The 12,444-nt window shown below is 47.1% G+C and carries 11 protein-coding genes and 1 other RNA gene; 1 reads left to right on the top strand and 11 read right to left on the bottom strand.

Features of this window, described 5'->3' with window-relative positions; translation table 11 throughout:
- Complete coding sequence (locus C6Y45_RS05610) at window positions 1-1,521, bottom strand: carboxypeptidase M32 (protein WP_107584100.1); 1,521 nt, start codon at window positions 1,519-1,521, stop codon at window positions 1-3.
- 134 nt (window positions 1,522-1,655) lie between these two features.
- Here C6Y45_RS05610 and C6Y45_RS05605 point away from each other — a divergent pair, with 134 nt between their 5' ends.
- Window positions 1,656-1,964 (top strand): HesB/YadR/YfhF family protein, encoded by a 309-nt coding sequence (locus C6Y45_RS05605; RefSeq protein WP_107584099.1) that lies wholly within the window; start codon window positions 1,656-1,658, stop codon window positions 1,962-1,964.
- A gap of 32 nt (window positions 1,965-1,996) precedes the next feature.
- On the opposite strand, the gene moaA is transcribed toward C6Y45_RS05605, so the two are convergent.
- The 10 genes from moaA to C6Y45_RS05555 all read right to left on the bottom strand — a co-directional run bounded on the left by moaA (window position 1,997) and on the right by C6Y45_RS05555 (window position 12,304).
- On the bottom strand, window positions 1,997-3,001 hold the full coding sequence (gene moaA, locus C6Y45_RS05600) for a GTP 3',8-cyclase MoaA (RefSeq protein WP_107584097.1): 1,005 nt from the start codon (window positions 2,999-3,001) through the stop codon (window positions 1,997-1,999).
- A 59-nt stretch (window positions 3,002-3,060) separates the two neighbouring features.
- Window positions 3,061-4,197, bottom strand: a complete 1,137-nt coding sequence (locus C6Y45_RS05595) for a THUMP domain-containing class I SAM-dependent RNA methyltransferase (protein WP_107584095.1) — start codon at window positions 4,195-4,197, stop codon at window positions 3,061-3,063.
- Window positions 4,198-4,285: 88 nt separating this feature from the next.
- Window positions 4,286-4,670: RNase P RNA component class B (gene rnpB / locus C6Y45_RS05590), an RNA gene on the bottom strand.
- Window positions 4,671-4,720: 50 nt separating this feature from the next.
- The gene (locus C6Y45_RS05585; RefSeq protein WP_107584093.1) at window positions 4,721-5,128 is read right to left on the bottom strand and encodes a reverse transcriptase-like protein; all 408 of its coding nucleotides are present in this window, start codon (window positions 5,126-5,128) and stop codon (window positions 4,721-4,723) included.
- A 9-nt stretch (window positions 5,129-5,137) separates the two neighbouring features.
- The gene (gene gpsB, locus C6Y45_RS05580; protein ID WP_107584091.1) at window positions 5,138-5,443 is read right to left on the bottom strand and encodes a cell division regulator GpsB; all 306 of its coding nucleotides are present in this window, start codon (window positions 5,441-5,443) and stop codon (window positions 5,138-5,140) included.
- A 47-nt stretch (window positions 5,444-5,490) separates the two neighbouring features.
- Complete coding sequence (locus C6Y45_RS05575) at window positions 5,491-6,114, bottom strand: SLOG family protein (protein ID WP_425427853.1); 624 nt, start codon at window positions 6,112-6,114, stop codon at window positions 5,491-5,493.
- A 68-nt stretch (window positions 6,115-6,182) separates the two neighbouring features.
- Window positions 6,183-6,923: a 3'-5' exonuclease gene (locus tag C6Y45_RS05570; protein WP_160058149.1), complete on the bottom strand. Its 741-nt coding sequence runs from the start codon at window positions 6,921-6,923 to the stop codon at window positions 6,183-6,185.
- Between the two features lie 2 nt (window positions 6,924-6,925).
- Window positions 6,926-8,830, bottom strand: a complete 1,905-nt coding sequence (locus C6Y45_RS05565) for a DUF294 nucleotidyltransferase-like domain-containing protein (protein ID WP_107584087.1) — start codon at window positions 8,828-8,830, stop codon at window positions 6,926-6,928.
- Window positions 8,820-10,022 (bottom strand): ribonuclease H-like domain-containing protein, encoded by a 1,203-nt coding sequence (locus C6Y45_RS05560; RefSeq protein WP_107584085.1) that lies wholly within the window; start codon window positions 10,020-10,022, stop codon window positions 8,820-8,822. The genes C6Y45_RS05565 and C6Y45_RS05560 overlap by 11 nt, the downstream gene beginning before the upstream one ends.
- Complete coding sequence (locus C6Y45_RS05555; protein ID WP_107584083.1) at window positions 10,019-12,304, bottom strand: DEAD/DEAH box helicase; 2,286 nt, start codon at window positions 12,302-12,304, stop codon at window positions 10,019-10,021. Before C6Y45_RS05555 ends, C6Y45_RS05560 begins: the two co-directional genes overlap by 4 nt.
- Window positions 12,305-12,444 lie beyond the last annotated feature (140 nt).

Genomic DNA, 12,444 nt, shown 5'->3' with positions numbered 1-12,444 from the left:
TTACAGTTTATAGACAGCGCTGTATTTGTCTGTTAAGTACTGTATCAAATAGTCCGCATTTACTTTTTCTCCCGTGGCTTTCTGAATGATGTCCAATGGTTTTTCAGCTTTACCATGTTTATGCACGTTTTCTGTGAGCCAATCTTTTACCGGCTTCAGACGGCCTTCTTCAAGCAGCTTGTCGAATTCCGGAAGGTCCTGGATCATGGCATGCTTCAGCTGGGCGGCATACACGTAACCGAGCGCATAAGAAGGAAAATACCCGAAAGCTCCTCCCGGCCAGTGCACGTCCTGCAGAACACCCTCGCCGTCATGGGAAGGCCGGATGCCGAACAGTTCCTCCATTTTATCGTTCCAGGCTTCCGGAAGATCTGCTGCCTCCATCTCTCCATTAATCAGTGCTTTTTCGAGTTCATACCTGAGAATAATATGCAGGCAGTAAGTCAGTTCATCCGCTTCAATTCGAATGAGGGAGGGACCGGCAGCATTCACAGCCCGGTAAAACTTTTCAAGCGGAATATCATCGAACTGACCAGCTGCATAATTTTTCAATACAGGATAATGCTTTTTCCAGAAGTTAATATGTCTGCCGACAAAATTTTCCCAGAAAAGAGACTGGGATTCGTGAATCCCCATCGACGCCCCTCCGGAAAGCGGAGTTCCGTCCAACTGCGGGCTGATATTCTGCTCGTAGAGCGCGTGCCCTCCTTCATGAATCGTCCCGAAAACCGCTGTCCGGAAATCTTTTTCGTCATATTTTGTTGTTACCCGTACGTCCCCTGTATTCAGCCCGACAGCAAATGGATGAACGGTTGTATCCAGTCTGCCGGCTTCAAAATCGTAGCCCATGCTTTTCAGTACTTCACGGCTGAATGATTCCTGCTTTTCCTTAGGAAAGGGATGAAAGAGAAAATTCGTTTCCGGAGCTGCTCCCTCCTTTTGAATTTTTTCTACGAGCGGTACAATAGCCTGTTTCAGACGGGAGAAAACAGCATCCACCGTCTCTACAGTCAGACCGGGTTCGTAATCATCCAGAAGGGCATTATAAGGGTGGTCCTTGAATCCTTTCCACCCGGCATATTTCCGCTGGTAGGCAATAATCTGCTCAAGGTACGGGAGCATTGTTTGAAAGTCTCCTGATTCCTTCGCTTCTTCCCAGGCAGCTTCCGAACGGGCAGTTAAAATGACATATGCTTTAAATTCCTCCGGGGGAACATTTTCAAACTTTTTCAGATTTTCTTCACATTCAAGAACGGCCCGCCGTGTCACCTCCTGAATATTCTCCCATGCCTCCGACGTTTTAAGTTCGCTTAAAAAGGCCTTCATCGATTCGGAAGTATTCATGTGAAATATTTCGGAGGAAAGGGTTCCGGCGGCTTCTCCCCGGCGGGCAATGCCTTTTTTCGGAGCACCGGTTCTAAGATCCCACGTCATCAGACCGACAGCTTCTTCGTAATGAGAAATTTTGTTTACGTAATCGAGGAATCTCTGTTCTGTTTCCTTAATCTGTTCGATAGTCATAATTATCATCTCCTGTTATGTAGTTCTTTCGCAATACAGTAAGTATTATACGCACTCCATCCAATATTTTCATTGTTCAGCTGTTTTATTCCAGCTTCCTGTTCATGGTATACTATTATCTGTGAGGTGATCGCATGGATTTAACCGTTACAACGAGAGCGGCCGACTTTTATAAAAATGAGATGGAACTTACAACGGGGAGCAGCTTGTCTTTGTTTGTCCGTGTCGGTGGTATTGGATCCGGCGGCTTTTCAGCCGGTGTGTTTAAAGGCAGCCCCGACATGCCTTACAGAAGTACAGAAACTTCCGGAATAACATTTTGTGTAACAGAAGCTGACAGCTGGTATTTTGACGGAATGACTGTCGATTACGATGATGATATCGATGACATCGTCTTCAGTCACAGCAGACACAGCGATCTGTTTAACCCGGAAAAAGGATAACAAAAAGCACGCAGAAAACTGCGTGCTTTTTGTTATCCGCCTACGCGGTGCATTTCAAGCTTTTTCCCGTGATGTTTTTTCGTTTCCTTCAGCCGCTGCTCTGAATAAGCATCGTCTCTTCTGCTCCAGAGTCCGGCCAGAACTTCCGGAAGCTGTTCTTTTTCGCTTCTTACTACTTTTTTCAGATCCGTCCCGGTGACAGCGAACAAACAGGTAATAAGCTGGCCGTCAGCTGTCAGCCTGGCACGGCTGCAGGAATCACAGAATGCATCAGACACAGAGGAAATCACCCCTATTTCCCCGGCACCATCCTTATACCGGAAGCGGTCGGCCGTTTCTCCTTTATAGGACGGAGCTGCTGATTCAATAGGAAACTCATCGTTTATCATCGCAATAATCTCTTTTTTGGAAAGCACGTGGTCCAGTTTCCAGCCATTGGCGTTGCCTACATCCATATATTCAATGTAGCGCAGTGTAACCCCGGTATGACGAAAATGCCGGGCCATCGGAAGAACATCCTCCTCATTCATTCCTTTTTTCACTACCGCATTCACTTTCACTTTAAGACCGGCACGTTCTGCCGCCTCTATACCATCAAGAACCTGCTGGACGCGCATTGTTCTCCCTGTTATCTCCTGAAAACGTGTATTATCAAGAGAATCCAGGCTTACAGATACCCGGTGCAGTCCTGCTTTCTTTAAAGACTCCGCGTATTTAGGAAGCAGAATGCCGTTGGTGGTCATTGCAATATCCTCCACACCTTCCAGCTTGGACAGCATGGCTATGAGTTCGGGAAGATCTTTTCGAAGCAGCGGCTCTCCGCCGGTGAGCCGAAGTTTTTTTACGTCACCAATTTCCACCGCGGCTTTCGTAATTTCATATATTTCTTCAAACGTCAGCAATTCGTTTTTAGGGAGAAAAGGAAAGTTATCATCAAAAATTTCTTTCGGCATACAGTACCGGCATCTCAAATTACACTTATCCGTTACAGAAATCCGCAGATCCCTGAACGGTCTGTTTCTTTTATCCAGAAGCATTTGTTTCCCTCCTCTTCCCCGTATTATAGACTGCTGTGGGAATGATTGGCAAATGGAAGCTATTTTTTCGGAAGCCGTTCTCCCCAGTACTGATAATAATGCGTTTTTAAGTTTCCGTTATAGAGCTTCCGCTTTTTCGTTGCTTTTTTCCCGTAAAGTTTTTCAAATTCTTCGTGAGTCGTAATAATATATACACTCCAGTGCGGGTAGTTTTTCATCACTGCCCCCATGTCTTTATAAAGCTGCTCCACTCCCTGCTTATCCGTCATCCGTTCACCGTAGGGAGGGTTCCCGATAAGTACTCCCTGCTGGCGGTCTGTGGAAAAATCCCTTGCCTGCATCTGCTTAAAGTAAATCTGATCAGGAAAACCCGCTTCCATCGCATTCCGCCTTGCCACTTCAATCATCGTACGGTCAATATCGGACCCTGTAATTTCAAAGGAGCGGTCGTAATCAGCGAGGTCCTCTGCTTCCTCCAGGACGGTGGCATGAGCTTTCTCCGGAAACCATCCCCATTTTTCAAAAGAAAAAGATCGGTTCACTCCAGGCGCAATATTCTGGGCCATCATGGCCGCTTCGATAGGAATTGTTCCGGAACCGCAGAATGGATCATGAAGAGGGATGTCCGGACGCCAGTTGGCAAGCTGAATGAGAGCGGCAGCGAGTGTTTCCTTAAGCGGTGCCTGGTTCTGTTCCGGCCGGTATCCTCTTTTATGAAGACCGTCCCCACTCGTATCAAGCGTGAGCAGCGCCGTATCTTTGTGCAGGGCAACTTCCACCCGTGCAAGGGGTCCTTCTTCCCGGAACCAGGTGACAGCATGCGTCTGCTTCAGCTTTTCGACAATCGCTTTTTTAACAATCGCCTGACAATCCGATATACTGAACAGCTGTGATTTCACGGAACGTCCGAGCACGGGAAATTCCGAGTCTTCTGCAATAAACTCCTCCCATGGGAGAGCTTTCGTTTTTTCAAAAAGCTCATCAAATGTAAATGCTTTAAATTCCCCGATAATGAGCTTGACGCGGTCTGAAGTACGCAGCCACATATTGGCTCTCGCAATTCCTTCAGCATCAGCCTCAAAGCGCACACGCCCGTTTTCCACCTCGATATTTTCCAGGCCGAGCTCCTTTAATTCTTTCCCAACAAGGGATTCCAGTCCCATTGTCGCCGTTGCAAATAATTTATATTTCATCATTTCTGCCTCCTGTCATACTTCGTATTAAAAAAAGCCCCACGACGCCGAGCATCGTGAGGCCGTTGCATCTCAAAGGACGCCATTTGTATTCCGTAAGCCATGTTCTGTTACTTCGTACTGCAAACGGGAGTCACCCTCGTACAAAAGCGGCAATCATCTGTCTACAGGCTGTGCCTGTCTCCTGGTCTGTTGAATTCCTTTCCAGGAGTGCCCCTACCTGATTTTGGGTTTCTCGCTCGCGGGGTTTACCTCGTTCCACCTTTTCCGTTTCCGGAAAAGCTCCGTCACTGTGGCACTTTAAAGAAGTTTATGCCGTTTCCATCGAAGATGGAGGCAGGCATACCTTCCGCCGTCAGCCGTCTCCGGCTGCCCTGACTTATTTTTTCGTCAGGCGCGATCACTACAGCCATCTCAGGCTGTGCGAGCATGGACTTTCCTCTATGCAATGGAATGCACAGCGATTACCCGAATACAAATGTGTGTAAACAACGAGAGTAATTATACCATATCAAAACATTAAAAATCAATGTTTATATTCCTTCTGTGACTGCTGAACAGCCGTCTTCGCCAGTCTGTCTGCTTCCCCGTTCCGGGAGGAGGAAATCCATTTTATGAAGACGTGGTCAAAAGACGTATCCATCACATGAAGTATTTCCTCGAGCAGTGGCCGGAACTGTTTATTTTTCGTATGCCTTTTTTCCACTGCTTCAACAAGTACTTTTGCATCCGACCGGAGGGAGACAATGCGGAACCCTTCTTCTTCCGCACGTTTCAGTGCTTTCAGGCACGCATGAAATTCCGCTTCGTGATTGGACATTCCGGGCAGCGGCCAGCTTTCTTTCCACATAGCGCTCCCCCGCTTCATATAAATGCCGGCACCGGCAGGACCGGGATTGCCGGCGCTTGCCCCGTCGATATAAATTTCCAGCATTGGGAGCACCTATTCGTTCAATCTGCTGCCAAAGACGTGCTTTTCCAGATTCGACAGCCTGCGCAGGATATCGTAATTTGTGTTACCTGCCTGGTGCGGTTTTGGCATAGGTTTATTTCCTTCCCGTACCGGCCGGTTTTCCTTTAAATCTTCTATCTGCTTTTCGAGTTTTTGAATGTGATTTTCAAATGCTTCGTAGTCTTTAATGATTTCGTCGAGAAACTGATCGACCTCGTCCTGATTGTATCCACGCATGCTTGCTTTAAACTCGCGTTCATAAATATCATTTTTTGTCATTTTAGATACTCGTTCCATACAAGTCACCTCATCAGCAATTTAATTTTCAGTTTAACAGCTCCGTTTTACCCCCAGTCATCCATTTCTTCACGGATCAAATCTTCAATATCTTCCGGTGTAAGGTAAAAGACAGGGTATTCTTCAAGTTTTTGGCGCTTCTCAGCTGCCTCTGCATAAAACTTCGGAGTGCCTTCCGTCATTTCATCATATAACAAAAACAGGGCATCTGTCTTTAGGATGATGAAATCATTTTTTTGGCGCAGCTGGGCCGGGCTTTCATAAGGACGCTTTGTAATGTAGTCCTTATAGTCACTGTGCTGCCATACATATTCGTACAGCTCTTTCGTAGCCTCCGGAAATTTTTCCTCCTGGTTGTAAAAAGGAGCGAGCGTAGCAATCTGCAGCGGTACTCCTTCCTCCCTGAGTTCAAGTGCTGCTTCAGCGCCCCACAGCTCGACACCGGCCTGGCCGCTCGTAATCACCCATTCCACACCCCAGGATTCGATCATTTCCGAGAGCTTTTTTTTAATCGCTTTTTTTAAATAGGGAAGCTGTTCATGTTTTTCCTGAAAAACTCCCAGTTCATGCGGCTTATACCCGCTCATTGCAAGTGCGGTGTACATTATGTCCTCCCCATTGGAAGAAAGCTGCCTTACTTCAATTAAAAGAAGCAAAGCAGCTTTCTTCATATATCCCGGCTTTTCAACCGGAAACTCGTTACTAAAAGCATAAGCAAAAACAATGGGGAATGCAACGTTTAGATTCTCCTCCGTTTACCTGCAACACGGTGGGTATCTTTAATCAGTGAGGGCAGCGACCAGTAATTTTCCTCTGCCGCTTTCTCCAGCAGGTGCTGAAGTACTTCTGCCGTAATTTTCGCGTCGGTAAGAGCATGATGTCCCTGCCTTTCCGCCAGTTGAAAACGGGACAGTAGCGCTTCCAGGCTTGTATCCTGGCCCGGGTAAAGAAGTGCTGCGAGTTTCGCTGTATCGAGCACCGGCATTTTCAGCAGAGGTAGGTTCCAGCGCCGGCACATTGCTTCTAAAAAGGGGACATCGAAGCTTGCCGGGTGTGCCGATAGGATCCGTCCGTGTGTGAACCGGAGAAATTTTATGAGAACACTTGGAAAAGCTTCGCCTTCCCGAGTATCAGTATCTGTAAGCCCGGTCAGTTTTGTGACTACCGGAGGTATAGGCTTGGATGACCGTACTACAGAATAAAAATCCTCTGCGTCAGTTTGATTTTTTTTGAAATGAACACCGCCGACAGAAAGTATCTCGTCCCCCATATGCATAGAAAAACCGGTAGTTTCAAGATCGAAAACGGTAAATTCTGCTTTCTCGACATCCGGTTCAAATGGATAAGCGGAAGTGTTTGCCTGTTTCACAGCCTCCCTGGCCAGATGCCATTCGTCTCTATGTTCGTTTATCCATTCTTTTTGGAAATGCCTGAAGCGGGGTCTGTCATGTTTTATATAAGTATATACCTGCCGCATCATAATCATATCCCCCGGTTTTTCTGGAAGCTCAGCTCACTCATCTGCTGAAGACGTTTAGCTACAATCAGTGCTTCTTTCAGCTGCCGCCGTTCATCTTTTTCAAGCTCCAGCGGGGCAATTCTGTTCGTCAGCCCCGCCCCCGCGCGGAGATCCTTTAAATTTTGACGTATCCGATGTTCATGGAGAACATCCATCGCAAGTCTCGCATTTTTTACGTCACGAGGATGAAACACTTCCAGTTCCTCCAGCTTTTTCAGACGTGCTGTCGTACCCGGATCTTTGATTCCATACCGTATGGCAAAAATTCTTACACCGTTGACTATCTGCATTAAGGCATCTTTTTTAAGATCAATCGTTTTTCCAGGACCGCGGATGACCATTCTTCCAAACGGATTGACAGGCACCCGGAAACGAAGCGTATCTTTCATCAGAAGCGCGTGGAGAAGACGCCCTTTCTGGATACGTTCTGTCACTGCATCACGCAGTGTTTCCGCAAGAGTAAAATCCCCGAAGACGGGCCGGTAGTCAATAAAAATCGTAAAGTTTCTTATTTCTTCACTGTCGCTTTCCCTGACCCAGCGGAACACTTCTTCTTTCCATTCATCCAGCCCGCGGCACCATTTTCTTTCCCGCGCCATAATCCCTCCTGTACATTCAGGAAATCCGGCTTCAGCAAGTCCTTCATTCACTTTGGCCGCAAACAGATGAAAATAATTCTCCACTTCCCGCCAATTGGATAAATGGCGGTAATTATCGAGTATTAATCCGTTATCCTGATCCGTGCTGAATGCCTGCTCTTTTCTTCCCTGGCTTCCCATCACGATAAAACAGTAGTTGACCGGGGGAGCCCCGCGCCCTTCTCTGCGCATCGCTCTTAAAGCGAGCTGAATAACACGGCGGTGGATTTGATCATTGTAGCTCGAGATAAACTCGCATACTTCTGAAGCCTGGGTCCGCTCGTTTAACAGCGCTTCTGTAAAAGCGTGAAAGTCGGGATGATGCTTTGGTGCAACAGCGGAAATTTCTTTAATGGAATCCGCATGCTGGAGCCGGTAGGAAAGGTGGAGGTATTTTGAATCCTGAAGCTGCAGAAAGGACTCCGCGACTAGAATTCCTGCTACGTATTCCCCTCTCATAACCGGAACAAGATCAATGTAATCATCTTTGAAAAACGTCAGTACTTCATAACCGAAAGCATTTTCCTGTATCGTCTGCGGACGGTCATCCATCCACACGGAAACAAGGGCGTCCGGTCCATCGTCCAGCAGAGCCTGTATTACCTGCTGCTGTGTTATTACTCCCTGAAGAAGACCGCCGCGGTCTGTAATGACGAGACCTGGAACTTTCCGCTTCGTTATTCTTGCCGCAGCCTGCTTTACAGTAAACGATTCCGGAATCATTTCCGCCCGGTCCATGATGTTCTGCACTCTCGTACGGAAAATACCGATGTTCTCCCTGTCCCCGGCACTGCGCTCTTTTTTAATTTCATCATAAAGAGATTTCATCCGGTCTCCGATACCACTCAGTACTACTTCACTGAATGCTTCGTTTTCACTCATAAGCTCTAAAAATACGGTGCGTTTAAAACGTATCGTTTCACAGTTTTCCAGCGCCTGCACGGAAAAATTCATTCGTCCTCCTGCTAAAAGAATCATAAGACCTATCAGATCCCCCGGATAGTAGAAACGTACAGAAACATGCTGTCCGTCTTCCCGGTGGAGGACGTTTTTGGCGAGTCCTTTGAGAAGGAAAAAAACTTCCACTTCCTCCTCTTCTTCCTGAAAGAGAAATTCGTTTTCCTGAAAAGACGTTCTTGTCGTTTCCTTCATCATTCGTTCGAACTGTTCATCGGTAAGCAGATCGAACGGAAACGTCTTCCTGATTATTTGTTTATACTCACTGCTCATGAACGGCCCCTTTCCGAAGCAGCCTCTCCTGCCGTTTGCGGAGACGGGCTTTCATCTTTTCAGGCATCGGTAACCGAAGTGCTTCTTCTGTCACGGCAAAAGCTTCATCAATGTTCTTTTCTGTATGCTCATAATATTTTGCCAGCTCCTCCATCGCTTCCGGCAAAGGAAAACGGGAGGTTCTGAGCTCTTCAAGCAGGCGGGCAGCTTCACGCAGTTTTTTTTGTTTTCTTTTATTTACCGCGAGCCTGTAAATACGCCGGGGGGAAGAAACGGCTGCCGACTGCTCTGCAGCCAGCCAGCGGTGCTCCGCCTTTTCCAATTCTTTAAGTCCTTCCCACCAGTGGGCGGCTGCTTCGTGCTCCTTCGCCGTAATATGAGAAGCGCTTCCGATGATTTTTTCTGCTATCAGTGCATAAAGCTGTACAAGCGTCCGTACATCCTGATCGTGATGATCCATGATGCCTTTGAGCGGTGCAGGATTATTTGATTCCATGTATTCAAAATAAAGCAGCGGAGCAAGACTGCCCGGGGTATCATCTGTCCGTCCTCCGCCTAATTTTTTATCCTCCACCACCGCCAGCCGGCAGGAGGGAAGTTCTTCTTTCCAGAAACGTCTTGCTGCATGAAGGAGATCGATGTGCCCTGTTTCCGGAAGGTTCGGCAGCTCTCTCCGCAAAAAGGCATGTCTTGAGCGGACCTGGGGCCAGTCGAACGATTTTCCATTGTAGGATACGATAATATCTTCCTCTCCGAAATCTTCCAGAAATCCACCGAGAAACGCCGGCTCCTGTTCCGGCCCGGGAAGAAAATGCTGAGTTACTTCAATACCATCCTTTTTTACTCTTGCATAACCGATTAAAAAAATCATCGTACCTGCTCCGGTTGAAAGACCGGTCGTTTCTGTATCAAAAAATAGGAGATTTTCCACCGGATACTGGAAACTGAGCGGATGAGCAGAGTCGTTTTGCTCCCAGAAATTCCGTAGACGCTCCATTCGTGTATACATCTCTTTATCTTCCCACTCGTACAGTACTTTTCTGCGGTAGGAGCGGCACTGCTCCAGGTAAAAAGGGGTGAAACCGAGTGCTTTTAGAGCTTTCTCCTCTCCGGATAACGATTGTTTCTCTTCAGGAACCGGTTCATCCGGCAGATGTGTCTTCATTCGGAGCAGCTTTTTCTTCAGGCTCATTCCCGCTCTCCTTTCGTCATGTATTCAAGAAGCTTAATTGTCCAGTTTTTAACGTTTGTTCCGGTCTCCACGCCCGGCAGACCTGTACAGGATGGACACCCTTCTCCGCAGGGACAGCTCTGCACGTAACGGAGGGCTTTTTCCAGCACTTCTTCTGACTGATCATACACTTTGGAAGCAAGACCAACTCCGCCTGGATACCGGTCGTAGAGATAAACCGTAGGCAGTTCTGCGTGCACGGATTTTACTTCCGGCACCGCATGAAGATCCTGCTTGTCGCACATAACGTGAACGGAAGCGACGTGCTGTAATACGTAGGCCGCCCCGAGCAGTACCTGCTCTGTTTCGTCGTCCCCAAGCCCCTCGAAAACATCTTCACTGAATTCAAGCATCATTCCATTTGTATGAAGCTCCTGCTCCGGAAGATGGATGGGGCCGGAGCCGATATTTTCAAATGTGTCCAGTTTAATTTTTTTAAAAATAGTTGCCATCGCGGTAACCATTACATCACCGTACTGTACTCTCGCTTCCTTGACGTTTTTTTCTTTATCGACTGCCAGCACAGTGAGTTTGACCGCCAGATTTGCATCTGTAAAATAGTCCACGCTCACCTGCTGTACGTATGCTTTTTTCTCTTCCCAGTCCAGATACTCAACCTGGTGCTGAATACCTTCGTGAAGGTAAATTGCTTCATCGTGAAGAAGAGTCAGCGCACTGAATGTGTCCATTTCTCCTATCACCCGATGGGCGGAGGACACCGTCCGGTCAATAATAACAACATTTTCCTGGGAAGCTGAACGAAGACTGATATTATGTGCCGGAAATGCATCGTTCATCCAGTACCATCGGTCGTTCCGCTGATGAAGCACCCGGCTTTCGGTTAAATAATCAAGCAGTTCCTCAACTTCCTCCGCTTTTAGATCATCAAAGTTCTCATTTTTTTGAAACGGCAGTTCATACGCTGCACATTTAACGTGATCAATTAAAATGATTAAATTATCTTTATTGATTCTTGCAGATTCCGGGGATCCTTCAAAGAAATATTCCGGATGGCTGAACACATACTGATCCAGAGGAGTGGATCCCGCTACCATAATTACAAGCGATTCATCCTGTCTTCTGCCGGCCCGCCCGGCCTGCTGCCACGAAGAAGCGATGGATCCAGGGTAGCCGGTCATAATACAGACCTGGAGCTGACCAATATCCACTCCGAGCTCAAGAGCATTCGTGCTGACTACCCCGATCGTCTCGCCGCTTCGGAGGCTCTTTTCAATATCCCTTCTTTGATTCGGAAGATACCCTCCTCTGTATCCTCGAATGGACCGCTTCGTATATTCGTCTTTTATCAGCTGTTGAAGATGACTTAAAATAATCTCCACCCGGACCCGGCTCCGTGCAAATACTATCGTCTGGATTTTCTCTTCAAGAAAGCGGGCTGCCAGTTCGTTCACGACTTTTGTAGCACTTTTACGTATATTAAGCTGTTCATGTACGATGGGGGGATTGTAGAAAGCAACGTGCTTTTTTCCCCGTGGTGCCCCGTTATTATTAATGAGTTCCACCTTTTCTCCTATTAATCCTTCTGCAAGTTCCGCCGGATTGTCGATCGTTGCTGAAGTGCAGATAAACGTTGGGTCGCTTCCATAATAGGCGCAGATCCGTTTCAGCCTGCGGATTACATTTGCTACGTGGGAACCGAATACTCCCCTGTACGTATGAAGTTCATCTATAACTACAGTTTCCAGATTTTCAAATAACGAAATCCACTTCGTATGATGAGGCAGAACAGCAGAATGGAGCATATCCGGATTTGTAATGACGATATGTCCGGCTTTTCTTACAACCTGACGAATGTTAGCCGGTGTATCCCCGTCATACGTATAGCTCTTCAAGTCAGATTCCATTTCATCAATGAGTTCATTCAGTTCTGTTTTCTGATCCTGGGCCAATGCTTTTGTCGGAAAAAGATAAAGTGCTCTGGCACTTTTATTTTTAAAATAACGGTCGATTACCGGGAGATTGTAACAGAGAGTTTTACCGGAAGCCGTCGGTGTGACGGCTGTTACATTTTCATTTCGCTGCACCGCTTCGAAAGCACTTTTTTGGTGAGTGTACAGCTCCTTTATTCCTCTATGTTTTAAAGCATTTACAAGCTTAGGATGGAGCTGTTCCGGAAAAGGAGCTGTCACAGCCTCCAGAGCAGGTATTTCCACCCAGTGATCAATAGACGGCTCTTCTTTCAGTTCGTTTATCAGCTCTTGAAGTGTTTTCTTCCCTATCATTTCATTCCTTCCTTTCTGGATTCTGCTCCCTTCAGTGTATCGAATAGACGTTTGCATAGCAATACGCGCAGATGCTCCGGCAGGTTAAAAGACGACGTACTAAAAAACGCCTCCGTGGAATGAACTGCAGGAAACCATTC

The organism is Alkalicoccus saliphilus, from assembly GCF_003044065.1.
GTDB classification, from domain to species: Bacteria; Bacillota; Bacilli; order Bacillales; family Salisediminibacteriaceae; genus Alkalicoccus; species Alkalicoccus saliphilus.
This window is presented reverse-complemented; position numbering and strand designations above follow the sequence as displayed.

Bases quoted from the DNA above. Each gene is read 5' to 3' on its own strand.
- C6Y45_RS05570 (WP_160058149.1), bottom strand. From the start codon at position 6,923: ATGATGCGGCAGGTATATACTTATATAAAACATGACAGACCCCGCTTC.
- C6Y45_RS05565 (WP_107584087.1), bottom strand. From the start codon at position 8,830: ATGAGCAGTGAGTATAAACAAATAATCAGGAAGACGTTTCCGTTCGAT.
- C6Y45_RS05585 (WP_107584093.1), bottom strand. From the start codon at position 5,128: ATGCTGGAAATTTATATCGACGGGGCAAGCGCCGGCAATCCCGGTCCT.
- C6Y45_RS05605 (WP_107584099.1), top strand. From the start codon at position 1,656: ATGGATTTAACCGTTACAACGAGAGCGGCCGACTTTTATAAAAATGAG.
- gpsB (WP_107584091.1), bottom strand. From the start codon at position 5,443: ATGGAACGAGTATCTAAAATGACAAAAAATGATATTTATGAACGCGAG.
- C6Y45_RS05560 (WP_107584085.1), bottom strand. From the start codon at position 10,022: ATGAGCCTGAAGAAAAAGCTGCTCCGAATGAAGACACATCTGCCGGAT.
- C6Y45_RS05575 (WP_425427853.1), bottom strand. From the start codon at position 6,114: ATGAAGAAAGCTGCTTTGCTTCTTTTAATTGAAGTAAGGCAGCTTTCT.
- C6Y45_RS05610 (WP_107584100.1), bottom strand. From the start codon at position 1,521: ATGACTATCGAACAGATTAAGGAAACAGAACAGAGATTCCTCGATTAC.
- C6Y45_RS05555 (WP_107584083.1), bottom strand. From the start codon at position 12,304: ATGATAGGGAAGAAAACACTTCAAGAGCTGATAAACGAACTGAAAGAA.
- C6Y45_RS05595 (WP_107584095.1), bottom strand. From the start codon at position 4,197: ATGATGAAATATAAATTATTTGCAACGGCGACAATGGGACTGGAATCC.
- moaA (WP_107584097.1), bottom strand. From the start codon at position 3,001: ATGCTTCTGGATAAAAGAAACAGACCGTTCAGGGATCTGCGGATTTCT.